19 protein-coding genes and 1 pseudogene are annotated in these 25,114 nt (G+C 71.7%); 10 read left to right on the top strand and 10 right to left on the bottom strand.

The window, feature by feature from the left end:
* Positions 1-148 precede the first annotated feature (148 nt).
* The 6 genes and pseudogenes from AB0D85_RS27120 to AB0D85_RS27095 all read left to right on the top strand — a co-directional run bounded on the left by AB0D85_RS27120 (position 149) and on the right by AB0D85_RS27095 (position 9,104).
* Positions 149-1,162: a hydroxyacid dehydrogenase gene (locus AB0D85_RS27120; protein WP_362325282.1), complete on the top strand. Its 1,014-nt coding sequence runs from the start codon at positions 149-151 to the stop codon at positions 1,160-1,162.
* 98 nt (positions 1,163-1,260) lie between these two features.
* Positions 1,261-3,210 (top strand): beta-L-arabinofuranosidase domain-containing protein, encoded by a 1,950-nt coding sequence (locus tag AB0D85_RS27115; RefSeq protein WP_362325869.1) that lies wholly within the window; start codon positions 1,261-1,263, stop codon positions 3,208-3,210.
* A gap of 208 nt (positions 3,211-3,418) precedes the next feature.
* The gene (locus AB0D85_RS27110; RefSeq protein WP_362325866.1) at positions 3,419-4,438 is read left to right on the top strand and encodes a LacI family DNA-binding transcriptional regulator; all 1,020 of its coding nucleotides are present in this window, start codon (positions 3,419-3,421) and stop codon (positions 4,436-4,438) included.
* 272 nt (positions 4,439-4,710) lie between these two features.
* Positions 4,711-4,974 (top strand): annotated as a pseudogene (locus tag AB0D85_RS27105) (oxidoreductase); the annotation flags it as partial.
* Between the two features lie 279 nt (positions 4,975-5,253).
* A complete protein-coding gene (uvrA, locus tag AB0D85_RS27100) occupies positions 5,254-8,106 on the top strand; it encodes an excinuclease ABC subunit UvrA (protein ID WP_362325279.1) in 2,853 nt (950 codons plus the stop codon).
* The gene (locus AB0D85_RS27095; RefSeq protein ID WP_362325275.1) at positions 8,103-9,104 is read left to right on the top strand and encodes an RNA polymerase sigma factor; all 1,002 of its coding nucleotides are present in this window, start codon (positions 8,103-8,105) and stop codon (positions 9,102-9,104) included. Before uvrA ends, AB0D85_RS27095 begins: the two co-directional genes overlap by 4 nt.
* Before the next feature lie 42 nt (positions 9,105-9,146).
* On the opposite strand, the gene AB0D85_RS27090 is transcribed toward AB0D85_RS27095, so the two are convergent.
* The 3 genes from AB0D85_RS27090 to AB0D85_RS27080 all read right to left on the bottom strand — a co-directional run bounded on the left by AB0D85_RS27090 (position 9,147) and on the right by AB0D85_RS27080 (position 11,365).
* Complete coding sequence (locus AB0D85_RS27090) at positions 9,147-10,292, bottom strand: extracellular solute-binding protein (RefSeq protein WP_362325272.1); 1,146 nt, start codon at positions 10,290-10,292, stop codon at positions 9,147-9,149.
* A 149-nt stretch (positions 10,293-10,441) separates the two neighbouring features.
* Positions 10,442-10,936 (bottom strand): MarR family transcriptional regulator, encoded by a 495-nt coding sequence (locus AB0D85_RS27085; RefSeq protein WP_362325269.1) that lies wholly within the window; start codon positions 10,934-10,936, stop codon positions 10,442-10,444.
* A 69-nt stretch (positions 10,937-11,005) separates the two neighbouring features.
* Positions 11,006-11,365: an excisionase gene (locus AB0D85_RS27080; protein WP_075025547.1), complete on the bottom strand. Its 360-nt coding sequence runs from the start codon at positions 11,363-11,365 to the stop codon at positions 11,006-11,008.
* A 69-nt stretch (positions 11,366-11,434) separates the two neighbouring features.
* Here AB0D85_RS27080 and AB0D85_RS27075 point away from each other — a divergent pair, with 69 nt between their 5' ends.
* Positions 11,435-12,406, top strand: a complete 972-nt coding sequence (locus AB0D85_RS27075) for a Clp protease N-terminal domain-containing protein (RefSeq protein ID WP_362325265.1) — start codon at positions 11,435-11,437, stop codon at positions 12,404-12,406.
* A 116-nt stretch (positions 12,407-12,522) separates the two neighbouring features.
* On the opposite strand, the gene AB0D85_RS27070 is transcribed toward AB0D85_RS27075, so the two are convergent.
* The 3 genes from AB0D85_RS27070 to AB0D85_RS27060 all read right to left on the bottom strand — a co-directional run bounded on the left by AB0D85_RS27070 (position 12,523) and on the right by AB0D85_RS27060 (position 16,462).
* Complete coding sequence (locus AB0D85_RS27070) at positions 12,523-13,461, bottom strand: LysR family transcriptional regulator (RefSeq protein ID WP_362325262.1); 939 nt, start codon at positions 13,459-13,461, stop codon at positions 12,523-12,525.
* Between the two features lie 150 nt (positions 13,462-13,611).
* Positions 13,612-15,315: an NAD-dependent malic enzyme gene (locus AB0D85_RS27065; protein WP_362325259.1), complete on the bottom strand. Its 1,704-nt coding sequence runs from the start codon at positions 15,313-15,315 to the stop codon at positions 13,612-13,614.
* Between the two features lie 391 nt (positions 15,316-15,706).
* Positions 15,707-16,462 carry a response regulator transcription factor gene (locus AB0D85_RS27060; RefSeq protein ID WP_362325863.1) on the bottom strand — a complete coding sequence of 252 codons (756 nt, stop codon included), beginning with the start codon at positions 16,460-16,462 and terminating at the stop codon, positions 15,707-15,709.
* Positions 16,463-16,751: 289 nt separating this feature from the next.
* Here AB0D85_RS27060 and AB0D85_RS27055 point away from each other — a divergent pair, with 289 nt between their 5' ends.
* Complete coding sequence (locus AB0D85_RS27055; protein WP_362325256.1) at positions 16,752-18,677, top strand: hypothetical protein; 1,926 nt, start codon at positions 16,752-16,754, stop codon at positions 18,675-18,677.
* Here the strand turns inward: AB0D85_RS27055 and AB0D85_RS27050 are convergent.
* Entirely contained in the window at positions 18,664-19,833 is a 1,170-nt protein-coding gene (locus AB0D85_RS27050) for a serine hydrolase domain-containing protein (protein ID WP_362325253.1), read from the bottom strand. The two genes, AB0D85_RS27055 and AB0D85_RS27050, sit on opposite strands and share 14 nt — an antisense overlap.
* A 276-nt stretch (positions 19,834-20,109) precedes the next feature.
* Here AB0D85_RS27050 and AB0D85_RS27045 point away from each other — a divergent pair, with 276 nt between their 5' ends.
* Positions 20,110-21,810 (top strand): sigma-70 family RNA polymerase sigma factor, encoded by a 1,701-nt coding sequence (locus AB0D85_RS27045; protein ID WP_362325250.1) that lies wholly within the window; start codon positions 20,110-20,112, stop codon positions 21,808-21,810.
* Here the strand turns inward: AB0D85_RS27045 and AB0D85_RS27040 are convergent.
* A complete protein-coding gene (locus AB0D85_RS27040) occupies positions 21,792-22,487 on the bottom strand; it encodes a glycerophosphodiester phosphodiesterase (protein ID WP_362325247.1) in 696 nt (231 codons plus the stop codon). The two genes, AB0D85_RS27045 and AB0D85_RS27040, sit on opposite strands and share 19 nt — an antisense overlap.
* A 33-nt stretch (positions 22,488-22,520) precedes the next feature.
* Positions 22,521-23,717, bottom strand: a complete 1,197-nt coding sequence (locus AB0D85_RS27035; RefSeq protein ID WP_362325243.1) for an adenosine deaminase — start codon at positions 23,715-23,717, stop codon at positions 22,521-22,523.
* A gap of 37 nt (positions 23,718-23,754) precedes the next feature.
* Between AB0D85_RS27035 and AB0D85_RS27030 the strand changes: the two genes are divergently transcribed.
* Positions 23,755-24,399 carry a DUF4190 domain-containing protein gene (locus AB0D85_RS27030; RefSeq protein ID WP_362325240.1) on the top strand — a complete coding sequence of 215 codons (645 nt, stop codon included), beginning with the start codon at positions 23,755-23,757 and terminating at the stop codon, positions 24,397-24,399.
* A 60-nt stretch (positions 24,400-24,459) separates the two neighbouring features.
* On the opposite strand, the gene AB0D85_RS27025 is transcribed toward AB0D85_RS27030, so the two are convergent.
* Complete coding sequence (locus AB0D85_RS27025) at positions 24,460-25,032, bottom strand: NADAR family protein (RefSeq protein ID WP_362325237.1); 573 nt, start codon at positions 25,030-25,032, stop codon at positions 24,460-24,462.
* Between the last annotated feature and the right edge of the window lie 82 nt (positions 25,033-25,114).

The following is a 25,114-nucleotide window of genomic DNA, read 5'->3' as shown; positions in this document are numbered from 1 at the left end:
CATTGCGGCCTCGCTCGAAGGTTCCGTCCGTGCACACGACTCCCTGGCCGAGCATTGACCGGCGGCGGGACGGCTTCTAGCGTGGAATACGTTTACGTACCTTGCGGCGTCTCGCTCGCCACCCCTGAGCCCGGGCAGGAGCATCACCATGTCGGCATCGGCACCCCCTTACGCGCTCTTCGTCATGAACCCCGTCCACCTGCGCGAACTGTTCCCGGCGCGGCTGATGCACCGGCTCCGGCAGCTGGTGGAGGTCGATCCGGGGCTCGTCGTCCAGGACTTCGCCGACCCGGCGGCAGCGGCGGCCCTGAGCCGGGCCGAGGTGCTCATCACGGGCTGGGGCTGCCCCCACATAGGCGCGCAGGTCCTGGACGCGGCGCCCCGGCTGCGGGCGGTGCTGCACGCGGCCGGCAGCGTCCGGCACATGGTCGGGGAGCCGTTCTGGGAGCGGGGCATCACCCTGTCCAGCGCGGTGCAGGCCAACGCGCTGCCCGTGGCGGAGTACACGCTCGCCGCGATCCTCCTGTCGGGCAAGGACGCCTTCGGGCTGCGCGAGCGCTTCCGCGCCGAGCAGGCGTATCCCGCGCCCGCCGAGTACACGGCGGTGGGCAACCTCGGCCGCCGCGTCGGCCTGATCGGCGCCTCCCGGGTGGGCCGCCGGGTCCTTGAGCTGCTACGGCCGTTCGACCTGGCGGTGAGCCTGTACGACCCCTACGTCGACGCGGCGGAGGCGGCGCGGCTCGGCGCGGTCCCGCTGTCGCTGGACGAGCTGCTGCGCACCAGCGACATCGTCAGCGTGCACGCGCCCGACATCCCGCAGACGCAGGGCATGCTCAGCCGCGAGCGGCTGGCCCTCATCCCCGACGGCGGCGTGCTCATCAACACCTCGCGGGGCGCCCTGGTCGACCACACCGCGCTCACCGAGGAGCTGGTCGGCGGGCGGATCAGCGCGGTCCTGGACGTCACCGACCCGGAACCGCTGCCCCCCGGCTCCCCGCTCTACGGCCTCCCCAACGTCTTCCTCACCCCGCACATCGCCGGCTCCCTCGGCAACGAACTGGCCCGCCTCGGCGGCACCGTCGTACAGGAACTGGAACGGATCGGCGCCGGCCTGCCCCTGGCGCACCCGGTGCACCGGGCCCAGCTCGCCATCAGTGCCTGAGCGCCCGCCCGCCTTCCTCCTCGCCCGCCGCCGCTTCTCCCGCTGTCCGCATATCCCCTTCCTCTCCCCTTACCCCTTCCTCTTCCTCGGAGGTTCCCCTGAACACCGTGTTCTCCGGGCCGGTCCGTCCCACCCCCGGTGCCCTGTCCCCGTTGCGTCCCGCCGTCCGGGCCCGTGTCGAAGGCGGCTTCTGGGCCGAGCGCCGCCGGGTCAACGCCGAGGTGTCCCTGGCCGAGGGCCCGAAGCGGCTGGAGGCGGCCGGGAACCTCGCCAACTTCCGTGCCGCTGCGTTCCTCCGTACCCAGGACGGCGCCGTCCCGCCGGGCTTCACGGGGGACTTCCAGTTCCAGGACTCCGACGTCTACAAGTGGCTGGAGGCCGCCTGCTGGCAGCTGGCGGACACCCCCGACGAGGAACTCGCCGCCGAGGTGGAGACCGTGGTCGGGCTGATCGCCGCCGCCCAGCGGGAGGACGGCTATCTGCAGACGTACTACCAGCTCGGCGGCGGCGAGCCGTGGACCGAGCTGGGCTGGGGCCATGAGCTGTACTGCGCGGGGCACCTGATCCAGGCCGCCGTCGCCCACCACCGGGCCACCGGCTCCGACCGGCTGCTCGACGTGGCCCGCCGGCTCGCCGACCACATCCACTCCGTCTTCGGCCCCGGCAGGCAGGTCGACACGGTCTGCGGCCACCCCGAGGTGGAGACCGCGCTCGTCGAGCTCTACCGGACCACCTCGGAACGGCAGCACCTGGAGCTCGCCCGCTACTTCGTCGACCGGCGCGGCCACGGCAGCCTGTCCTCCGGCGCCGACCGGGGCCACGACCGCGATCCGGGACCGGAGTACTGGCAGGACCACACCCCGGTGCGCGAGGCCGACGAGGTCACCGGCCATGCCGTACGCCAGCTCTATCTGCTGGCCGGGGCCGCCGACCTCGCGGCGGAGACCGGTGACCCCGAGCTGAGCGCGGCGGTGCGGCGGCTGTGGCGGGACATGGTGACCACCAAGAGCTACCTCACCGGGGCCGTCGGCTCGCGGCACGACTGGGAGGCCTTCGGCGACGCACATGAGCTGCCCGCCGACCGCGCCTACGCCGAGACCTGCGCCGCCATCGCCTCCATCCACTTCTCCTGGCGCATGGCCCTGCTCACCGGCGAGGCCCACTACTCCGACCTGATCGAACGCACCCTGTTCAACGGCTTCCTCGCCGGCGCCGGTCTGGACGGGCGGACCTGGCTGTACGTCAACCCGCTGCACCACCGGGCCCGCGCGCACGAACGCCCCGGCGACCAGAGCGCCCACCGCACCCCGTGGTTCCGCTGCGCCTGCTGCCCGCCCAACGTGATGCGCCTGCTCGCGAGCCTGCCGCACTACATCGCCACGACCGGCGACGACGGTCTGTACCTCCACCAGTACGCCACCGGCGGCTACGGCGGCGACGGCCTCACCGTGCGGGTGGCGACCGACTACCCGTGGGACGGCACGGTGACGGTGACCGTCGAGGAAGCCACCACCGGGCCCAGGACCCTCGCGCTGCGCGTGCCGGGGTGGTGCACGCGGTACACGCTCACCGTGAACGGCACTCCGGTGGACGGGGCGGGGGAGTCCGGCTGGCTGCGGGTCACCCGCGCCTTCGCCCCCGGCGACACCGTCCGGCTCGATCTCGCGATGCCGCCCCGGCTCACCGTCGCGAGCCCGCGGGTCGACGCCGTCCGGGGCTGCGCCGCCATCGAACGCGGGCCCCTGGTGTACTGCCTCGAACAGACCGACCAGCCCGGCGGCCCGGACCCCGACGACCTCGCACTGGACCCGGGCGCACCGCTGACCGTGCACAGGCAGCCCCAGCTGCTCGGCGGCGTCACCACGGTGAGTGCCGTGGGCACTCTGCCGGTCGCGAGCGAGTCCGCCGGCTGGCCCTACCGGCCGCTCGGGACCGGGGAACCGCGGTCCGGGGAGCGCGTCGCGCTGACGGCGGTGCCGTACTACGCGTGGGCCAACCGCGGGGCGGGCGCCATGCGGGTCTGGCTGCCGCTGGCCGGCCGGGACTGAACGGGCCGGGTGGAGCCCACCGCACCTGAGTGGGTAAACGGTTACCTTGATTGCCGTACCAGTAATCGCCTCGAAGGGGTCACCAGAGTGCCGAATGCAGTAACGTCACGGTGTGACAGTGAACGGAAATGACTCCGGTGCGGGTTCCGAACCCAGAACTGCCAGGCGTCGACGGAGGAAGTCCGCGGACGGGGACCGACCCCACACCATCCGCGACGTCGCCGAGCGGGCCGGTGTCTCGGTAGCAACCGTTTCCAGGACACTGGCCGGCAACTACCCGGTCTCCAACGCCACCCGGGAACGGGTCATGGCCGCGGTGGACGAGCTCCACTATGTGGTGAACGTCCACGCCAAGGCCCTCTCCGGGCAGGTCGCGGGCCCCATCGCCCTGGTCCTGCGGGACATCACCGGGCCCTCGCTGGCCCATGTCGCCGCGGGGGTCGAGGAGGAGGCGGCACTGCGCGGCCGGCTGAGCCTGGTCTGTGCCACCCACGGGGACCCGGAGCGTGAGGACGCCCTGGTGCAGCTGATGCGTGAGCAGCACGCTGCCGCGGTCGTGCTCGTGGGCGGGGCGGTACAGGACGAGGCCTACTTCCGGCGCATGGCCGAGTACGCGCGCGCCCTGGACGCCGCCGGGTCCCGGCTGGTCCTTGTGGGCCGCCCGCCCCTGCCCGGGGACCTCCCTGTGACCGTCGTGGACTACGACAACCGCGGCGGCGCCTTCCAGGCCGCCGACCACGTCCTCGTCCAGGGCCACCGGCGGGTGCTCTTCCTCGGCGGCGACCCCCAGCTGAGCACCGGCGTGCAGCGACGGGACGGCTACCTGCACGCCCTGCGCGCGCACGGACTGCCGTACGCCGAGGAACTCGACGTGCCCGGTGACTACACCCGTGTCTCCGGCTACCAGCGCACGCGGGACGCGCTGAAGGCGGGGGTGGACTTCACCGCCGTCGTCGCCGGCACCGACATGGTCGCCCTCGGAGCCCTCGCCGCGCTCCGTGACGCCGGCCTCGACGTGCCCTCGGACGTCTCGGTGGTCGGCTTCGACGACGTGCCCTTCGCGGCGGACCTCGTCCCGTCGCTCACCTCGATCCGGGTCCCGTACGAGGACCTGGGCCGTACGGCGGTGCGTCTGGCCCTGGAGGGCGCGGAGGGCATCACGGGCGACGACCACGTCGTACTGAGCACCCAGCTCGTGATCCGCCAGTCGGTGCGCAAGCTGGGGTGACCGACGTGGTGGGCAAGTCTGGCCGGAACGCGTCGTCGGCAGTACGTACGAGACAACGATTCGGCGGCCCATGGCTGCAGTGGGGTCCAGGGTCGTCATCGGAAACGTCGTCCGTTGCCCTGCCTTCCGTCGCACGCTCCATGACCTGACCATCCTGCGTCACGTCGTGTGTGTCGGTTCTTCAGGACGGTGACCCGCGTGACGCGCTGTTCCAGCGAAAGCGGGCTTCCCCCTTGAGCGCACCCCCCACCGCGAACGAGTACTCCCTCGTCATCGCGGAAAGGGCCCAAGCAGCCCACGAGACAGTCACCCTGACACTTCGTCACCCCACGGGCGAGCCGCTGCCCGAGTGGCAGCCGGGCGCACATGTCGAGCTCCTCCTCGGCGACGATCTCTCCCGCGCCTACTCCCTGTGCGGCGACCCCGCCGACCGCACCGCCTGGCACATCGCGGTACTGCGCGCCCCCGACAGCCGTGGCGGCTCGGCCTGTGTCCACGACAAGCTCCGCCCCGGCGTGCGGATCGACGTGCGCGGGCGGCCTGCCTGCCGCTCGTTGCCGTCCCGCTCCTCGGATGCGTCGCGGCGGCGGCCCTGTGGGGAATCGGGGATCCGTCGTGAATGCGTGACGCATGAAAGGCCGACCGGCCGCAATTACCCGACCTGCTCCGCGACGCGACGGACCGGCCGTGGTATTGCTCGGCAGGGATTCTTTGCGCACACCCCGAAAAGGCCTGTCAAGCGCGATGTTCCTCACATGTGAAAGTGGCTTCTCGGCGGCCTTGGACAGCAGTTTCACGGTGGTAGCCTCGAATGAGTGAGCAATCGACTCGTCGTCAAAGGCGCCCGTCAGCACAATCTTCGTGACGTGTCCGTGGAATTCCCGAGGAACTCGCTCGTCGTCTTCACGGGTGTTTCCGGTTCCGGTAAGTCGAGCCTGGCATTCGACACCATATTCGCGGAAGGGCAGCGGCGCTATGTGGAATCGCTGTCCGCGTATGCGCGGCAATTCCTGGGTCAGCTGGACAAACCCGATGTCGACGCCGTCGAGGGATTGTCCCCGGCGATCGCCATCGACCAGAAGACGACCGGCAACAACCCACGCTCCACGGTCGGCACCCTCACCGAGGTGTACGACCATCTGCGTCTGCTGTACGCCCGGATCGGCCGCCCCCACTGCCCCGAGTGCGGCGAGCCGGTCAGCCGCCGGACCCCGCAGCACATCGTCGACGAGTTGCTGAACACCGCGGAGGGCACGCGCTTCCAGCTGCTCGCCCCCGTCGTCCGTGACCGCAAGGGCGAACACGCCGAGATCTTCCGGCAGTTGACCGCCGACGGGTTCAGCCGCGTCCGGGTCGACGGCACCGTGCTGCCGCTCACCACGCCCCCCGTCCTGGACCCGCGCAGACGCCATTCCGTCGAAGTCGTCGTGGACCGGCTGGCCGTCAGGCCGGGGATACGGCAGCGGCTGACCGAGTCGGTCGAGACCGCCCTGGGCCTGGCCGGCGGAGTCGTCCGGGTGGAGTTCACGGATCGCGAACCCGGCGACGGCGAGCGGGAGCTGACGTTCTCCGAGAAGATGGCGTGCCCGCGCTCCCACGACATCGGCCTGCACGCGCTCGAACCCCGGCTCTTCTCCTTCAACGCCCCCTGGGGTGCCTGCCCCGACTGTGCCGGACTGGGCTCCCGCACCGAGGTCGACCCGTCGCTGGTCGTCCCGGACGACACCAGGTCCCTGGCCGACGGCGCCATCGCACCGTGGACGAACACCAGCGGCGCCGACTACTTCACCCGCCTGCTCGAAGCCCTCGCCGCCGAGACCGGGTTCAGTACCTCCACCCCCTGGCGTGAACTGCCGTCCGAGGCCAGGAAGACGATCCTCTACGGCACCGAGCGGCGGCTTCACCTGTCGTACCGCAACCGCTTCGGCCGCGAACGGTCCCACCTGAACCGCTTCGAGGGCGTCGTCCCGCACATCGAGCGCCGGCAGGCCGAGGCGGCCGGATCCGACACCGCCCGGAGCCGGTTCACCGGGTATCTGCGCGAGGTGCCGTGCGCGGCCTGCGGGGGTGCCCGGCTGGCTCCCGGTGTCCTGGCCGTGACGGTGGGCGGGCGGAACATCGCCGAGACGTCCGCTCTTCCGGTCGACCGACTCGCCGAGGCCATAGGCGTGTTGGAGCTGACCGGGAGCGAGCGGCGGATCGCCGGGGCGGTGCTCGCCGAGATCGGGGAGCGGCTGCGCTTCCTGCTGGACGTCGGTCTCGACTACCTCTCCCTGGACCGCCCGGCGGCCTCCCTCTCCGGCGGCGAGGCCCAGCGGATCCGGCTGGCCACCCAGATCGGCGCCGGGCTGACCGGGGTGCTGTACGTGCTCGACGAGCCGTCCGTCGGACTGCACCAGCGTGACAACCAGCGGCTGATCGGGACGCTGGAGCGGCTGCGCGATCGCGGCAACACGGTGATCGTCGTCGAGCACGACGAGGAGACCCTGCGGGTCGCCGACTGGGTCGTCGACATCGGGCCGGGCGCCGGGACGGAGGGCGGCCGCGTCGTGCACTCGGGCACCGTGGCCGAACTCGCCGCGCATCAGGACTCGGTGACCGGCGCCTACCTGTCCGGCCGACGCGCCGTACCCGTGCCCGAACGGCGCCGTACACCGCAGCCGGACCGCCTGCTCACCGTGCACGATGCCGCCGAGCACAACCTGCGCGAGGTGACGGTGTCCTTCCCCGTGGGGCTGTTCACCGCGGTCACCGGTGTCTCCGGATCCGGCAAGTCCACCCTCGTCAACGACATCCTCCACACCGCCCTGGCCCGCCGCCTGCACCGCGCGCACAAGGCCCCCGGCCGCCACCGCGCCCTCAGCGGCGTCGAACATCTCGACAAGGTCGTCCAAGTCGACCAGGCACCGATCGGACGCAGTCCGCGCTCCAATCCCGCCACCTACACCGGCGTCTTCGACCACTTCCGCAAGCTGTTCGCGCAGACCCCCGAGGCCAAGGTGCGCGGCTACCAACCCGGCCGCTTCTCCTTCAACATCAAGGGCGGCCGCTGCGAGCACTGCCTCGGCGACGGCACCATCACAGTGGAGATGAACTTCCTGCCGGACGTGTACGTGCCGTGCGAGGCCTGCCGGGGCGCCCAGTACAACCGCGAGACCCTGGAGGTGCGTTACAAGGGCCGGTCCATCGCCGACGTCCTCGCCATGACCGTGGCGGAGAGCCTGGACTTCTTCGAGGGGCATCAGACCATCGCCCGCCATCTGCGCACCCTGCACGACGTCGGACTCGGCTATGTGAAGCTCGGCCAGGCGGCCACCACGCTGTCCGGCGGCGAGGCCCAACGCGTCAAGCTCGCCGCGGAGTTGCAGCGCCGAACCCGTGGACGCACCCTCTACGTCCTCGACGAACCCACCACCGGCCTGCACTCCTCCGATGTGGAACGGCTGCTGACGGTGCTGCGGCGGCTCGTCGACGGCGGGAACACGGTGGTGGTCATCGAGCACAACCTCGACGTCATCAAGACCGCCGACTGGCTGATCGACATGGGCCCCGAGGGCGGCCACCGGGGTGGACAGGTGATCGCCGAGGGCACCCCGGAGCAGATCGCCTCCTGCCCGGAGTCGCATACCGGCAGGTTTCTCAAGTCGTCGCTGGGAGAGGCCGTATGAGCGTGCTGCGGGCAGCCGTGGACAGGGGTGCGCCGCCGCCGTACGGCGAGGAGGCCGACGGCCCCGAGCCCCGGGTGACGGCCGAGGGCGGCACCACCGACCCGGTCAAGGACTATCTGCGCCTCATCTCCCGGGTCCGGCTGCTCACGGCGGAGGAGGAAGTGGACCTCGCCCGGCGCATCGAGGCCGGCCTCTACGCCGAGCGGCTGCTGGCGGAGGGGCACACCCGCCACCGCGGGGACGAACTGGCCGCGCTCGCCGCGGACGGCAGGCGTGCCAAGGACCGCCTGACCGAGGCCAACCTCAGGCTGGTCGTCTCCGTGGCCAAGCGCTTCACGGGCCGGGGCCTGGACCTCCTGGACCTCGTCCAGGAGGGCAACACCGGCCTCATCCGCGCGGTGGAGAAGTTCGACTACACCAAGGGTTTCAAGTTCTCCACCTATGCCACCTGGTGGATCAAGCAGGCCGTCACCCGTGCGCTGTCCGACCAGAGCCGCACCATACGCATCCCGGTGCACACCGTGGAGGTCATCAACCGGGTGGCACGGGTCCGCCGGGAGCTGATGCGGGAATCGGGCACCGTGCCGACGCCGGAGCAGATCGCCGAGCGCGCCGAGGTCACGCCGGAGCGGCTCCTCGAACTGGACGGATACACCAAGGAACCCGTTTCCCTGCACGCCACCCTGGGAGAGGAGGGGGACGGCGAGTTCGGCGACCTCATCGAGGACACCGACACACCCGCCCCCTGGGAGGCCGTCACCCACCACCTGCTCCAGGACACCATCCGGAGCCTGCTCACCGGCATGACCGCCCGCGAGGCAGGCATCGTCTCCCTGCGCTACGGACTCACCGACGGCCGCCCCCGCACCCTGGAGGAGATCGGAGCCGTCTACGGCGTGACCCGCGAACGGATCCGTCAGATCGAGGCGAAGACGATGAGCAAACTCCGTCACCCGTCCCGCTCCCAGGTGCTGCGGGACTACCTCGACGGCTCCTGAGCCCGGCAGCGGTGACCGCGACGGCAGGTATGGGTCCCCCCGTCAGCCCTGTGTGCCGTTCTGGGAGACCGGGTACAGGCCCAGGACGCCCTTCGGGTCGGAGGGGTTCACGCCCTGGACGTCACCGACGTACAGGCTGATGCGGGCCTTGTAGCGGTCGAGGGCGGTGCGGTCGCTCAGGAACGCGCCGAGACCGAGCGGGTTCATGTTCTGGTAGCCGAAGATGTTCCTGAGGCCGGCCGGCGGGGCGACATCGGTGCGGGTGCTCCAGGTGCCGATGTCGTTGCTCTGGGCGTTCTTGGAGAGGAGCCAGCTGAGGTAGAGCCTGGCGGCGGCCTGGTGCGGGGCGTTCTTGAGGATGGCGCCGGTCTGCGGCCAGGCGACCCAGGGGGACTGCTTCGGGATCGTCACCCGGGACAGGCCGCTCGCGCTGCCGCCGCTGCCGAAGTTGGCCACGTAGTCGCCGGTGCCGACCAGATCGGAGGAGTCCTGCGTGCCGCGCACGAACGTCGGGTTCTGGGCGAGGAGCTTCTTGAGGTAGCCGAAGCCGTATGTGTCGGTCAGCTCCTTGAAGTAGTACAGGACCGCGTCGTCGTCGTTCGGGTAGGTGAAGACGAGCTTGTTCTTGAACGCGGGCTTCAGGAAGTCCTTGGCCTCGACGGGAGCGCCGGAGCCCAGCGTGGTCGCGGTGACGTTGGCGAAGGCGAAGTAGAACAGGCCGGTGTAGTAGCCGTCCTTGTCCTTGACCCGGCTGTCGACCTTGTTCCAGCCGACCGGCTCGTACTTCTCCAGCACGCCTTCCTTCTTCCAGCGCGGGAAGTCGTCGACCGTCTGGAGGTGGACGACGTCGGCGACCACATGGTGCTCGTCGATCTGGTTGTCGACGCGTGCGTCGTGGTTCTTGCTGAAGTCGACGACCATGTCGACCTTCATCCTGGGGAACTTCCTGACGAACGCGTCCTTGAGGTAGTCGGCCTGACCTGGCTTGTCGCCGCCCGCGTACACGACCAGGCGACCGCCTTCGGCGACAGCCGCCTTGTAGAGCTTCTGCAGCTGCGCCTCCTCGCTCGTGGTGCGGGCCTTGTGCGGGGTGGCGGCGGCCGGGGAGGCGACGGCGTACGTCGTTCCGCTCGCTGCTACCACGCCGAGCGCGACGGCTACGGTCCAGGCCTTGCGGGTGGCCTTCACAGAGGGCTCCTTCAGGGTGGGGGAGGAAGGAAAAGGTCGTTGATAGTTCAAGAACCTGCCGCCAGCTTAGCGAGGTATTGCAAATCTGCAAGGTCGGTCCACGGGTGTGCCGCTTCACATGCCGTCGTCCGGTCGAGGCGGCCGGTGGTTCAGCGGCGCCAGGGGAGGTCGAGCGGAAGAGCCGGGCGCTCGGGGCCGGTAAGGCCCGACAGGATGATCTCGCAGGCCTCGCCGAAGGCGCGGGCCTGTTCCGGAGTGAGCCGGTCGAAGACGGTGGAGCGCACGAGGGCGACATGGCCGGGCGCCGCGCCCTCGAGTGCCGCCACGCCCTCGTCGGTGAGGACCGCGAGCTGGGCGCGCCTGTCGCCGGGACTGTCCTCGCGGCGCACCCACCCCGCCGCCTCCATGCGGGCGACGGTGTAGGACAGCCGGGTGCGGGCGATCTTGAGGTTCTCGGCGAGATCGGTCATCCGTAGCCGGTGCTCAGGCGCCTCGGAGAGGAACACCAGGACCGAGTAGTGCAGATGGCTGAGACCCGAGTCGTGGCGGAGCTGCTGATCAAGGGTGTCCTCCATGACCAGCGTGAGGTCGCTGAAGGCGCGCCAGGAACGCAGCTCGTCCGCGGACAGCCAGGGGGTCTCCATGGCCCGGACCCTAACGCACCCCGGGAGCGGTCCACCGTCCGCGAGGCCGCCGGCCGCAGCGCGTCCCGGTCACTTCCGCTCCAGCGCCGCCAGCCGCAGTTCGAGCTGGTCGACCCGGTGTCGTAGCAGGGTGACCTGGGCCTCCAGGCTGACTTCCCGCTCCGCCCGGCGCTGGATGCGCGGGGACGCGGCGGCGCGCTCGATCACCGCGTCCAGCTGGACCAGGCGCTGCGGCCCGTTCGGGCCGTCCACCAGCCGGGACCGGATCTCCCCGTTGCGGTACCAGGACCGCAGGGCCGAGCGGGAGACGCCGGTCTCGGCCTCCGCCTTGGCCAGCGTGACCCAGGGCGTCTCGTCCAGCTGCTCGAACAGCTCCAGCTCGTTCTGCCAGCGCGCGAGCCGGTCCTCCCAGTCCGACGGTGTCTCCATCACACTCTCCCTTTTGCCACGGTGACCCTGTCAATACCAGTGTATTGACAGGGTTGGGACCATAGAAGCATGTCATTCGAAAAGTTCACGGGAAAAGCCCGCAAGGTGGTCGTGGCGGCTCAGGAGGAGGCGAGGCTGCTCAAGCACAAGCACATCGACACGGAGCACATCCTGTTGGGGCTGCTCGACGTGCCGGACGGCATGGCGGCCAAAGTCCTGCACCGGCTCGGGTACGACAAGGAGACGGCGCAGGCCGATGTCGCCGCGGTCGTCGAGCCCGGCACGCAGGAGCTGAGCGGCCACATCCCGTTCGCGCCGCACGCGAAGAAGACGCTGGACCTCGCCCTGCGCGAGGCGCAGCAGCTGCACCACAACTTCATCGGTACGGAACACATCCTGCTCGCCCTGGTCAGGGAGGGTGAGGGCGTCGGCGCCAAGGTGCTCGCCGAGCGGATCAGTCCGGTCAGCAGGATCCGCGCCGCGGTACTGGCCTCGCTGGAGGCACCGCAGGACGTCGTGGCCGGCTCATGGCCAGCCGGTACACCCGCCACCGAGGACACCGTGTCCGTCGCAGGCGCGCTGGCCGGTGGCGCACCGGTCGGCAGCCATCACCTGCTGGAGGCGATGCTGCGGGCGGAGAACAGCATGGCGGCCAGGGTGCTGCGCGAACTCGGGGTCGACCCGGAGGCGGTCGCCGCCAAGATCGACGAACTGGACCCGGAGACGACCACGGACGCGAACCCGGAGGAAGCCGCCGCACGCAGGATGGAGATCCGGCTGGTCGACGACGAGGTGCACCTGATCCTGCGGGACCCGGCGACGGTCACGCTGGCCAAGAAGGTCACCGAGCTGTCCGAGGGCCCGATCCAGGGCGTCGGGCCGGTCGCCGGCATGTTCGTCCCGCTCTGGCGGTCGACCAACCAACTGCTGCTCCAGATGCAGCGCGTACTGGAACCGGAGCCCGAGGACGAGGGAGGATCCGCCGAGAGCAAGGTGGCCAGGGTCGTGCGCACGGTGCTCGCGCCCCGGCTGCGCCGGTGAACCCGCGGATCAGCGCCGTCGGAGCCGACTCGGACGGACCGGCCCGTGTCCCTGTGCTGTACGCGAACGCCGTCCGATGTGTGACGGGCGTCGGCGGGGGCTGCGCGCCCTGACCGTCATCGACCGCCTCCGAGCTGCCGCTCGCCGTCTCGGACCCCGTGCTCCGTGGTGTCCAGGGCGTGGTCGACGAAGCGGCGGGCGGCCGGGGGCAGGGTGCGTGCGGCCAGGCAGGCGACGCCGATGTCCCGGGTGGCCCGGACGTCGGTGAGCCGGAGGTAGCGGATGGGCGGGTCGGGACTGGTCTCCGGAGCCGTCGTGGCCTCCGGCGACGCCGGGATCAGGGAGACCCCGAGGCCGGCCGCGACCAGACCGCGCAGGGTCTCCACCTCCTCGCCCTCGAAGCCGACGAGAGGGCCGAACCCGGCCTGCCGGCACAGGGTCTCGGTGACGCTGCGCAGGCCGTAGCCGGGCTTGAGCACGATGAACTGCTCGTCGGCCACCTCGGCCAGCCGGACGCGGCGCCGCTGCGCGAGCCGGTGGCGGGCGGGTACGGCGAGCCAGAGCGGCTCGACCAGCAGCCGCCGCCAGGTGATGAGGGGGTGGCCGGGGTCCTTGCCGGTGATGATCAGATCCGCGGTGGAGTCCAGGAGGTGCTGGGTGAGGCCGTTCTCGTCCGCCTGGTGCAGTTCGAACCGCACGGCGGCGAAGCGCTGCCGGAAACCGGTGACCAGCCTCGGCACGAGCCAGGTGCCCAGGGTGTGCAGAAACGCCAGCGAGACCACGCCCGCGTCGGGATCGACGACCTCGGCCACGGCCCGCCGCCCGCGGTCGTAGCTGTCGAGCACGGTGTCGACGTACTCCTTGAACACCCGCCCGGCCGGGGTGAGGCGCAGGACCCGGCCGACGCGCTGGAAGAGTTCCGCGCCGACCTCGCCCTCCAGCCGGTTCAGCGCCCGGGAGAGGGCGGGCTGGGTGATGTGGGCGTCGGCCGCGGCCTCGGTGACCGTCAGGCCCTCCGCCACCGCCTGGAAGGAGCGCAGTACCTGGAGATCCATGATCCTATTCTCCCCTCGCATCGGACACCCCGTATCCAGGCGCTGAGAGCATGACTGAGGCCGTCCGCGGGGGTACGACCCGGCGGCGGCCGGTACGGTGACCGGCCGCCGGCGCGGGACGTCATGGCGGGGTCCGCGGGCGGGTGCGGTTCAGACGGCCTTGACGGGCGGGTACACCGGCTGCCACATGGCCGCCCGGACGCGGTCCTCGATGGCGTCGTCGACCGTGTCGCGGGCCACCCCGTCGGCGGCCGCGGCCCGGGCCACCGCGACGGCGACGGCCACCGACGTCTCGCGCAACTGGTCGGTGAGCGGCAGGATCGGGGCGCCGGGGGCGGTCGGGTCGGTCTGGCCGGCCACGGCGTGCGCTGCGGCGGCCAGCATGCCGTCGGTGACCCGGGTGGCGCGGGCGACGATCGCCCCCAGTCCGAGCCCCGGGAAGACCAGCGCGTTGTTGGCCTGCCCGATCCGGTGGACGACCCCGTCCCGCTCGACCGGGCGGAACGGGCTGCCGGTGGCGATCAGGGCGCGGCCGTCCGTCCAGGCCAGCAGGTCGGCGGGGACGGCCTCGGCCAGGTCCGTGGGGTTGGACATCGGCAAAATGATCGGGCGCTCGGTGTGGGCGGCCATGGTGCGGACGATGTCCTCGGTGAAGGCGCCGCCCTGTCCCGAGGTGCCGATCAGCACGGTCGGCCGTACCCGCCCGACGACCTCGGCCAGCGCGATGCCGCCCACCTTCTCGTCCCGCTGCCAGTCGGCGACCTCGGCGGCCGGGCGGGCGTAGCGGACCTGGAAGTCGCGCAGGCCCTCCTGGCCCTCGGTCAGCAGGCCGTAGCGGTCGACGGCGAAGATCCGGGCGGTGGCCTCCTCGGCGGTCAGCCCGTCGGCGACCATGGCGTCGCGCAACTGGTCGGCGACCCCGGCACCGGCGGTACCCGCGCCCAGGATCACCACCCGGTGGTCGCGCAGCGGAGTCCCGCTGGCCCGCACACCGGAGAGCACGGCGGCGAGGTTGACGGCTCCGGTGCCCTGGACGTCGTCGTTGAAGGTGAACTCGTCCGGACGGTAGCGCTCCAGGATGCGGCGGGCGTTGGCGGCCCCGAAGTCCTCCCAGTGCAGCAGCGCGTCCGGGAAGAGCCGGCGGGCGGTGGTGACGTAGGCGTCGATGAAGGCGTCGTACGTCTCCCGGTCCACGCGCGGATGCCGGTTGCCGAGGTAGAGCGGGCTGTCGAGGAGTTCCTGGCGGTTGGTGCCGACGTCCAGCATGACCGCCAGGGTGCGGTTCGGGTCGATCCCCGCGGCGGCGGTGTAGACGGCCAGCTTGCCCACCGAGATGTCGATGCCGCCCACCCCCCAGTCGCCGATGCCGAGGATCGCCTCGCCGTCGGTGGCCACGATCAGGTCGACGTCGTCCGGGCCCAGGTCGGAGGCGGTGAGCGCGCCCTCGATCTCCTCCGGGGCGTCGACCGACAGATACACGCCGGCCGGGCGCCGGTACTCGTAGCTGTAGCGCTGGATCGCCCTGCCGACGGTCGGGGTGTAGACGATGGGCAGCATCTCGTCGAGGTGGTCGCCGAGCAGGCGGTAGAAGAGCACCTGGTTGCGGTCGTGCAGTGCGGTGAGATCGACGTTCTTGGCCAGATCGGTCGGCTGCGCCGCGTACTGCTGGTACGCCCGCTCGGCCTGCTGCTCCAGGGTCAGCACCCCCGGCGGCACCAGGCCCACCAGGCCCAGCATCCGCCGCTCCTCCGGGGTGAAGGCGGTGCCCCGGTTGAGGCGGGGCTGGGAGAGCACGGCACGGCCGCGGGCGGTCGTCTCGATACGTCCCTCGTCGGCGTTCCACCGGGTCTTCATGATCGGTTCCTTCTCGCTTCCGGGTGGGGATCCGTGATGTCTGCCAGCCTCGGCCGCCGGACACGCATGCGTCCAATGCCTGGAACAGAAGTAATTCATGAACCCCGCGCATGCGTGGCATGCCACCTGCGTGTTGTACGGATTCCTGACGGCGGACCGATCCCCGACAGCTCGCGGCCCGGTCCTGGGGCCTGTCCGGCGGATCATGCCGGAGGCGCGGGGCCTGGCACGCCCTCCCCCACTGCCCTAAAGACGTGGGGGGACCCCCAGCGGCGTTGTCGTCACTCGCCGACGTCCCCCAGCCTTCGGCCGGGAGGTGCCCCCACGGCCCCGCTCACGTGCGCTGATGAGGCGCCGCTGCTTTCCTCCGACTTGATCCGCCGGACAGGCCCTAGGCCGCCGGCCTCAGGAGCCCCGATTCGTAGGCGAAGGTCACCGCCTGTACCCGGGCGCGGGCGCCGATCTTTCCGAGGACGTTGCTGACGTGGGTCTTCACGGTGGTCGGGGCGATGGACAGCCACTGTGCGATCTCGGCGTTGGACCAGCCGGAGGCGACGGCGACGAGGACGTCCCGCTCGCGTTCGGTGAGGGCGCCGAGCCCCGAGGGGCGGGGGAGCGGGCGGACCGTGCGCTGCCGGCGGACGGCGTCGATGAGCGCCCGGGTCAGACCGGGTGTGATGACGGCGTCCCCGGCGGCCACCACCCGGATGGCCGCGGTCAGTTCGGCCGGGTCGGCGTCGTTCAGCAGAAAGCCGTCGGCGCCCGCGCGCAGGGCGGCCCAGGCGTCCGCCTCCTGGTCGGCCGCGGTCAGCACCAGGACCCGGGAGGCGAACGCCTCCTCACCGGTGAGGCCGGTGAGGCCGGTGACACTGGTGAGGCCGGTGACGGTGGCGACGCCGGTCGGGGCAGGGGGCCGGCGGGCGGGGCGGGCCGGGCGGGCGATCCGCCGGATGGTCTCGATGCCGTCCGCCCCGGACAGCTGGGTGTCCATGAGGACGACGTCGGGGCGGAGCGCGGCGCTCGCACGGATCGCCTCGTCCCCGTCCGCCGCCTCCCCGACGACCGTCAGGCCGGGCTCGGCGGTGAGGAGCATGCGCAGGGCGAGGCGCTGGAGGGACTGGTCGTTGACGACGAGTACGGAGACCATGCCTGTCTTTTCCATGCGAGGTCCGTTCGCGTGGTTCGTTCGCGTGGTTCGTGAACGAAACGGTTTCGTTCACATCCTACGCCTGGGTCCGCCACCCCGGGAGGGGGGCCCGACGGTGAGGCTCGGGCCGGCGACGGGGCAATGGTTCATATCTCGCATGGCCATGGCGCGGCGGCCGATTCACAGGGGCGGCTCCCTTCTTCGGTCTCCCGGGCGCTGATTCACTCCCTCCCACACCCCCTGACGTCGATCGACCCATGAACAGCCATGGGACACAAGGGAGTTACGCATGCCCAGAAACACCCTGAGGACCGAGGACCAGGACCGCGCCGGGCGCGGGGTGACCATGCGGGCGCGGGTGCGCGCGCTGCTCGTCGTCGGAGCCGTCGCCGCCGCCCCCGCGCTGCTCGCGCCCGCCGCGGCACGGGCGGCGGGACGGCGCAGCAGGACCGTCGGGGCGGGGGAGACCTGGGAGGTCACGGAGATCACCCGGCTCGACGAGCTCGTCGTCGAGGAGGGCGCCGTCCTCACCGCCCCCGACGGCGCCATCCTCTCCCTGACCGTGAACGGCGTGGAGACGGGCTCCGCCCTGGACGGCACCTACGGCTGGACCACCGTGATCGCGGCCGGCACCTATCGCGGGGACGTCGTCGTCACCCCGGCGGCCGAGCACCTGGAGTCCTTCGCCGGCGCCACCTTCCACCTCCGCCAGGCCGTCTACGTCGGCGCCACCGGGGTCGTACCGGCCGACTCGGTGCTGTCCGCCGTACGCGGCGGCCGTCTCACCGACGCCTGTGCCAGGAACGTCGGCCTCACCTCCACCGGCGAGGCGTTCAACGGGTTCTTCGTGGCCGACGGCGCCTCGTACCTCCTGGCGAACCCCCGCATCCGGTTCGACGGCAACGGCCGCCTGGACTTCGCCAGTTACGGCTCCGCGGTCACCGGCGCGGGCGACGGCACCCGGCTGGTGGTGGACGGCGCCGACATCGACAACCGGGGTGCGGTCCGCACCGGGGTCATCGCCCGCGACGGCGCCAACGTGATCGTCAAGAACTCCCGTATCCACACCCGCGAGGGCGTCCTTCCCGCCGACTACCAGCCCGGGTTCGGCGCCAACATGATGACCGTGCCCTGGATGCTGGGCCTCAGCGGCAACGTCCGTGCCACCAACGTCCTCGGCGAGAACACCTCGGCCACCTACATCGGCACCGCCGTCTCCTCCGAGTCCTGGGGCGTGCTCTCCACCGACTCGGTGCGCAACTCCCGGCTCACCGCGATCAACAGCACCGTCACCCTCACCGGCGACTCCGGCTACGGCACCTACGCCGACGGCAACAGCCAGCAGGACCTCTTCCTCGGCACCCGCTTCGACGTGGCCACCTTCGCCGCCATCTCCACCGGCAGCCCGGTCACCTTCGGCGACAGCACCCGGGAGGCGGTGGCGGCGCTCAACACCGAACTCGATCTCGGCCTCACCGACCGGGAGCTGGCGGCGATCGAACCGCGCCCGTCGGTCGTCGCCTCACGCGGCTTCGGCGTCATGTGGCACAGCGGCGACGGCGGCTCGGTGACCATCGGCGGCGGCACGCGGTTCACCACCGCCGAGACCATGTTCCTCGACAAGGCCAAGCGGATCACCATCACCGTGGACGGCTCCCAGGGCGCCCGGCTGCACGCCGGCAACGGCGTCCTCGTCCAGATCATGGAGACCGACGACCCCGGCTCCATGACCGGCACCTACACCGAGCCCACCGGCGACCCGGCGAAGGACACCTCCTTCGACACCACCGCCGAGCACACCGCCGACGCCACCGCCGCCTTCACCGACATCGCGCTCAAGGGCGACTTCTACAACGCCATGCGCACCGGCAAGAACCTGGTCGCGTCCTTCGCGCGCACCCGGGTCGAGGGCGTGATCTCCGCCTCGGCGTCGCGCCACGCCGTCCCGACCATCACCTCGGCCCAGTGGCGGCAGATCAACCACGTCACCAACACCCCGCAGGCGGCGATCAACAACGGCGTGATCGTGAAGCTGGGCGCGGGCTCCGTGTGGACGGTCACCGGCACGTCGTACCTGACGAAGCTGGTCGTCGACGCGGACGCGGCGGTGCGCGCGCCGGCGGGCCGGGCGCTCACGCTCACGGTCGACGGCACGGTGACCGCCCTCACCCCGGGCACCACCTACACCGGCGCCCTCACCCTCACCCCTGCCTGAGCGCGGCGAGCGCGATCCGCTGGGCCACCGGGTTCATCTCCTCGCCCTTCGCGTCGGTCGAGTCGACGGAGTAGACGAGGGTGCGGCTCAGATCGCGGGTCCCGGCGACGACCGAGCTGTAGCCGTACCGGGCGCCGCTCTTGAGCCAGTACACCCGTCCCTCGTACACGAACCGCTGCAGCCCGGCGCTGTAGGTGGCCCCCTCGATGCCCGCCGGGACCGTGAACATCTCCTCCAGCTGCGGTCCCGGCGGCACGATCCGGCCCCGGAAGACGGAGGTGAGCAGCCGTTCCAGATCGGCGGTCGTGGAGATCATGTCCCCGGCCGCGAACCGGTCCGCCTGGTTCCACTCGGTGACGTCCACGAACTCCGTGGTCCCGTCGGCCTTCGTCACCTTCTGGTAGCCGTGGTTGTGCGGGCCGCGGATGCGCGGGTCGGTGCCGGGGAAGTACGTGTCCCGCATCCCGGCGGGACGCAGGACGAGCCGGGTGGCCTCCTCGGCGTACGACCGCCCGGTCACCTTCTCGATCAGCAGACCGAGGACCGTGTAGTTGATGTTGAGGTAGTCCTGCTGCGTCCCCGGGGCGAACTCCGGCCCCTTCGCCACCGCCGACCGTACGACCTGCTCCGGGGTGAGCGTGTCGAAGCGGTGCGCGTACTGATCCTCGAAGGAGTCGCCCCAGCCGTCGCCGGCCCGGACACCGCTGGTGTGGTTCAGCAACTGCCGTACGGCGATGGGCCGGAAGGCATGCGTGAACAGGCCCGGGAGGTACCGCTGGACGGGGGCGTCGAGGTCGATCCGCCCCTGTGCGGCCAGTTTCAGTACGGCCGCGGCCGTCACCACCTTCGTCGTCGAACCGGCCCGGAAGCGGGCGTCCGGGTCCGCCGCCCGGCCGCTCGCCAGGTCGTGCACACCCGCGCTGCCACGCCAGACGCCGTCGGTGCCGCCCACCCGGACCAGCGCGGCGGTGGCGTCCGCGTCGGGCAGCCCGGCGATCGCGGCGCGCAGGGCCACGGCGTCCGGGCCGGTGCCGGCCCGCGCGGTGGCGGGGGCCGACGCGGTGGTCGCGGCGAGGGCGGGGGCGGCCAGGGGGCCGGCCGAGAGGGCCAGGACGAGGGAGGCGGCGAGGGCGGTGCTCCGGGTGCGGACACGCATGCGTGAGCTCCTGGGAGGGGATCGGCGAAGGGACCCGGCCATCCTCCGGGCGCGCGGCCGTCGGCCGGATCGTCGGTGAGGAGGGCGTGCGCCCCGGAGCCGTCACCCATCAACGTGCTTGCAGGGTAAGGGAGTTGTCCGGGGTTCGCCCCTAGGGGGCGCCGACGCCGGAGAACTCCGGGACGAAAAAGTGTTATCCCGGAACCCCTCACTCCGTCTCCACACTGTGATCCCCGACATTGCCAACGCCGCCGCCCCTGCTGAGAAGGTGCGGTTATGAGGACGGACGTGCACGTGTCGCGGCAGTGGCGCGCCACCATCGCGGCCGCGCAGGCGGGCGACCGGCGCGCGCTGGACGAACTGGTCGAGGGCTGGCTGCCGCTGGTCTACAACGTCGTCGGCCGTGCCCTCAACGGCCATGCCGACGTCGACGACGTCGTCCAGGAGACCATGCTGCGTGCCGTCGGCAACCTCGGCACCCTCCGCGACCCGGACAGCTTCCGGTCCTGGCTGGTGGCCATCGCGATGCGGCAGATCCGGGACCGGGCCCGCCGCAGGCAGGAGCGGAAACTGGACGAGGGCGTCCCGGACGGCGGCGCGGACTTCGCCGAACTCACCGTGCTGCGGCTCCAGTTGGAGGGCCAGCGGCGGGAGGTCGCGGAGGCGGTGCGCTGGCTGGACCCCGAGGACCGGCAGCTGGTGTCGCTGTGGTGGCTGGAGGTCTCCGGCGAACTCACCCGGCGCGAGCTGGCCGCGGCCGTCGGCATCAGCCGGCAGCACGCCGCCGTACGCGTCCAGCGGATGAAGGAACGGCTGGAGGTCTCGCGCGGCATCGTGCGCGCGCTGGAGGGGGCCTGCCCCGAACTGCGCGAGCTGACCGCCCGCTGGGACGGGCGGCCCGACTCCGTCTGGCGCAAACGGCTGGCCCGGCACGTCCGGGGCTGCGGCTACTGCGGCGACCCGCGCGACTCCGTCGTACCGGCGGAACGGCTGCTGGTCGGGATCGCGCTGGTGCCGGTTCCGGTGGGGTTCACCCTGTCGCTGGCGCTCGGCGGCAAGACGGCCGTGGCGGCCACCTCCGCGACGTCCGCCGGGTGGTCGGCGAAGGTGCTGGGCGCGCTGACCAAGCCGGCGGTGGCGGTGACCGCGGGGGCCACGATCGTCGCGGGCGGCGCGTATGTCGTCGTACAGACGCCGGGGGACCCCGCCCCGCGTACGGCGGTGTCGCCGACGGCGGTGGTCACGAGCGCGGTGCCCGCGGCGCCGGGGCAGGCCACGGCCACGCCGTCTCCTTCGGCCTCGCCGTCCGTTTCGCCGTCTCCGGCTCCCTCGGCCTCGGTGAGCGCGGGGACCTACGGCTCGGTCGTCGACGCGGTCGACCGGGCACCGGACCCGGACACCAGGCCGGGCGCCCTGCCGCACCGGCCGGAGGCCGGGATCACCAGTACGGGCGGGGCGCACGCCGTCATGAACCACCGCGGGGACAGCGTGACGCTCAGCGGGCAGGGCTATGTGCTGGTCCGCTGGCAGATCTCACCGCAGTACCGGGCCGGGAGCCTGGTCATGCCCTCCTGGACCGGGCTCAAGGGGAAGATCTTCCATGTGGCGTCCGGGGGCGGGCGGCGTATGGACGACCGGGTGAGCACGACGGACAGTTCGGCGACGGGGATGGGCAACTCGACGGTGGGGTACGCCGTGCTGCCCTCCGGCGCCCAGCAGATGTGGCAGAACGAGTACTACTACGTGGACGGCAGCGTCACGCTCACGGTGAACGAGCGGGGCGCCGACTACGGGTTGAGCGTCTTCCCGTCGTCGTGGGACGCGGTGGAGAAGGACGTGCTGTACGGGCCTCCGGACGGGGCCATTCGCTACGGACTGGTCCGGGACGACGGGAAGGACTCGGCGCCGGTTCCGCAGTACGTGACGCGGAAGACACCCGGTGACGCGGCGACGGTGCCTCAGCGGTCGGCCGTGTAGCCGCGCAGCGCGTTCAGCACGTCCACCCTGTTCGTCGTGATCGAGTCGACCCCCATGTCCAGCAGCCGGCGCATCGAGCGCCGGGTGTCCGGGGTCCAGCAGGAGACCAGGTAGCCGCTGTGGTGGACGTGTTCGGCCAGGGCGTGGTCGAGCAGGCTGAAGCGGTAGTTGAGGTAGTGCGGGCGGATCGCGTCCAGGAGCGCCGGGCGGGCCGGGGCCAGGGTCTTGCGGGTCAGGGCGATCTCGGCGCTCGCGTCGGCCGCGCGTACCGCCAGCATCGCCGGGGAGTCTCCCGTGTAGTACACGCGGTCCGTCGCACCGCACTCCCGGGCCACGGCCACGATCCGGGCCACCGCCCGCTCGCTCGGGTCGCCGGGCAGGTCGATCATCACCCGGCCGCCCTCCGTCGCCGCGAGCGCCTCGGCGAGGGTCGGGACGCCGCCCGACGTGAGACCGCGCACCTCGTCCGCCGACAGCGCGGTCAGCGGGCGGTCGTGCCCCCACAACCGCTTGAGCGTGTCGTCGTGCAGCAGGACGGGGACGCCGTCACGGGTGAGACGTACGTCGATCTCCACCGCGTCCGCGCCCTGTTGGAGCGCGGAACGCAGGGAGTCGAGCGTGTTCTCGCGGAAGCGGTAGGGGTCGCCGCGGTGGGCCACGGCGGTCACGGTCTGCATGAGCCCATGTTCTCAGGGGCGGGCAGGGGTTTCTCAGCGGGCGAGCCACGCCTTCGTGTACGCGTCGATCTCGGCCGAGATCCTCGCCCTGCCCGGCTGCTCCAGGAACGACGCCTCCACCGCGTTCTTGGCGAGATCGGCGATACCGCGCTCGTCGAGGCCGAGGAGGCGGGCGGCGACCGCGTACTCGGTGTCGAGGTCGGTGCCGAACATCGGCGGGTCGTCGGAGTTGACCGTGACCAGGACACCGGCGTCCACGAAGTCCCTGATCGGGTGCTCTTCGAGGGTGCTGACCGCACGGGTGGCGATGTTGGAGGTCGGGCACACCTCCAGCGGGATGCGGTGCTCGGCGAGGTGGGCCAGCAGCTTCGGGTCCTGCGCGGAGCTGGTGCCGTGGCCGATGCGCTCGGCGCCCAGGTAGGTCAGCGCGTCCCAGACCGTGCCGGGGCCGGTGGTCTCACCGGCGTGCGGGACGGAGTGCAGGCCGGCCGCGATCGCCCGGTCGAAGTACGGCTTGAACTGCGGCCGGGGCACGCCGATCTCGGGGCCGCCGAGACCGAAGGAGACGAGGCCCTCCGGGCGGATCCGGTCGTCGGTCGCGAGCCGTACCGTCTCCTCGGCGGCCTCCAGGCCCGCCTCGCCGGGGATGTCGAAGCACCAGCGCAGCACCGTGCCGAACTCGGCCTCCGCCGCCTTCCGCGCGTCCTCTATCGCGTCCATGAAGGCCCGCGCGTCGATCCCGCGCCGGGTGGACGAGAAGGGGGTGATCGTCAGCTCGGCGTAGCGCACCTGCTGGCGGGCCAGGTCGCGGGCCACCTCGTAGGTGAGCAGCCGGACGTCCTCGGGCGTGCGGATCAGGTCGACGACCGACAGATAGACGTCGATGAAGTGCGCGAAGTCCGTGAACGTGAAGTAGTCGGCCAGCGCCTCGGGGTCGCTGGGGACCTTGGAGTCGGGGTGCCGGGCGGCCAGTTCCGACACGATGCGGGGGGAGGCGGAGCCGACGTGGTGGACGTGCAGTTCGGCCTTGGGCAGCCCGGCGACGAAGGCGTGCACATCGCGCGGGGCGGCGGGGTCGGTGCGGCGGTCGGTCAAGGGTTCCTCCCCGGAACGGCACGGGCCGCCTACGGCGGGGTACGGCCGTGGGGCCCGGTGCGGTGATCGGCTGATCGGTGACTCGGGGTCATCGTAGGCCGCACCCGGGACCGGCAGGAGGCCGGGCCGTAGCATGACGGCGGCATGCGCGCAGGAGAGGGGACATCGCACGATGGCTGACGAGGTGCCGGAGGCTCCGAAGGTACGGCTGGAGAAGGGGGCCGGCCCGAGGGAGGGGGCCGGGGCGGAGGCGTCGGTGCCGGACGCGGTCGCGGATGCGCCGCCGCAGGGCTGGGCCAATCCCTACGGGGCGCCGTCGGCGTCCGACGCGGTGCCGGCTGCGGCCGCGAACCCCTTTGCGGCGCCGAATCCCTACGCGGCGCCCAGCCCTTACGCGCCGCCCAGCCCGTACGCGCCGCCCGCGCCGCAGCTGAGTGCGGCCGTGCCGCCGCCGCCGATAGCCCCGGACGGGCCCGGGCAGGTCCCGTACGGCTATCCCGGCCAACAGCTTCCCTCGTACCCGGCCGGGCCGGGAGGGTATGGCGGCTGGCCCGGTATGCAGCCGATGCCCAACAACGGGCTGGGCACGGCCAGCCTGGTCACCGGGATCATCTCCGCGCTCGGGTTCTGTCTGTCGCCGGTCGCCCTGGTCATGGGCGTGCTGGCGATCGTCTTCGGTTCGATCGGGCGGGCCCGGGTGGGCCGGGGTGAGGCGACGAACGGGGGGCAGGCGCTGGCCGGGATCATCTGTGGGGCGGCCGGGCTTGTCCTTGCCGTCGCGTTCATCGTGCTGCTGGCGTTGGCCACGAGGCACTGAACGCGGTCGTGGTTCGGGTGCGGGCCGGTGGGGGCTGGTCGCGCAGTTCCCCGCGCCCCTTTAGGTGGGACCAGTTCCGTCGGTCAGCAAGTTCGCCCTTGCTTGCATCAGCGCGAACCCCAACAGGTTCAGCCCCCTCCAGCGCGCCGGATCCTCAGCCCCCTTATCCGTCGCCGCCAAGCCGATGCCCCACACCCGGTCCACCGGGCTCGCCTCCACCAGGACCCGGTCTCCGGTCCCCAGCAGGAACTCGCGCAGTTGAGCGTCCGCCGCGAACTTGTGGACGCTGCCCTCGGTCACGATGCCGAAGCGCTCCCGCTGCCATGTCGCCTCGTCGAAGTCCCGGACCAGTCGGCCCGCCTTCTTCGCCTCGGCGGGGTGTTCCGCCGCCAGTACCCGGCGCTCCGCCTCCGTGTCTCCGAAGAGCCTCGCCTTCGCCGCCATCATCCAGTGCTCGGCGGTCGCGTACTCCACACCGTCGACCACGAAGCGTGACGGCCACCACTGGCTGAGACAGGTCGCGGAGAGCTGTCCGTCGGGTCGCGCGTGGTGTCCCCAGAAGTGCAGGTACCTGATCCTGGCCCCCGCCTGGACCGCCCTGATCAGGGCCTCCACAGAATCGATCTTCGCCATGCACGCCAGTCTGGCAGGCACCACTGACACTCCGTCCTGCCTTTTCCTCCCCGACTCGACACCTGGTCGACAGATTCCGTCG

Origin of the sequence: Streptomyces sp. NPDC048277 (assembly GCF_040652235.1) — a bacterium.
In the GTDB taxonomy this organism is placed as follows: domain Bacteria; phylum Actinomycetota; class Actinomycetes; order Streptomycetales; family Streptomycetaceae; genus Streptomyces.
This window is presented reverse-complemented; position numbering and strand designations above follow the sequence as displayed.

Bases quoted from the DNA above. Each gene is read 5' to 3' on its own strand.
- AB0D85_RS27070 (WP_362325262.1), bottom strand. From the start codon at position 13,461: ATGGATCTCCAGGTACTGCGCTCCTTCCAGGCGGTGGCGGAGGGCCTG.
- AB0D85_RS27075 (WP_362325265.1), top strand. From the start codon at position 11,435: ATGTCATTCGAAAAGTTCACGGGAAAAGCCCGCAAGGTGGTCGTGGCG.
- AB0D85_RS27120 (WP_362325282.1), top strand. From the start codon at position 149: ATGTCGGCATCGGCACCCCCTTACGCGCTCTTCGTCATGAACCCCGTC.
- AB0D85_RS27095 (WP_362325275.1), top strand. From the start codon at position 8,103: ATGAGCGTGCTGCGGGCAGCCGTGGACAGGGGTGCGCCGCCGCCGTAC.
- AB0D85_RS27040 (WP_362325247.1), bottom strand. From the start codon at position 22,487: ATGCAGACCGTGACCGCCGTGGCCCACCGCGGCGACCCCTACCGCTTC.
- AB0D85_RS27080 (WP_075025547.1), bottom strand. From the start codon at position 11,365: ATGGAGACACCGTCGGACTGGGAGGACCGGCTCGCGCGCTGGCAGAAC.
- AB0D85_RS27025 (WP_362325237.1), bottom strand. From the start codon at position 25,032: ATGGCGAAGATCGATTCTGTGGAGGCCCTGATCAGGGCGGTCCAGGCG.
- AB0D85_RS27035 (WP_362325243.1), bottom strand. From the start codon at position 23,717: ATGCTACGGCCCGGCCTCCTGCCGGTCCCGGGTGCGGCCTACGATGAC.
- AB0D85_RS27085 (WP_362325269.1), bottom strand. From the start codon at position 10,936: ATGGAGACCCCCTGGCTGTCCGCGGACGAGCTGCGTTCCTGGCGCGCC.
- AB0D85_RS27055 (WP_362325256.1), top strand. From the start codon at position 16,752: ATGCCCAGAAACACCCTGAGGACCGAGGACCAGGACCGCGCCGGGCGC.
- AB0D85_RS27065 (WP_362325259.1), bottom strand. From the start codon at position 15,315: ATGAAGACCCGGTGGAACGCCGACGAGGGACGTATCGAGACGACCGCC.
- AB0D85_RS27045 (WP_362325250.1), top strand. From the start codon at position 20,110: ATGAGGACGGACGTGCACGTGTCGCGGCAGTGGCGCGCCACCATCGCG.
- AB0D85_RS27030 (WP_362325240.1), top strand. From the start codon at position 23,755: ATGGCTGACGAGGTGCCGGAGGCTCCGAAGGTACGGCTGGAGAAGGGG.
- AB0D85_RS27060 (WP_362325863.1), bottom strand. From the start codon at position 16,462: ATGGTCTCCGTACTCGTCGTCAACGACCAGTCCCTCCAGCGCCTCGCC.
- AB0D85_RS27050 (WP_362325253.1), bottom strand. From the start codon at position 19,833: ATGCGTGTCCGCACCCGGAGCACCGCCCTCGCCGCCTCCCTCGTCCTG.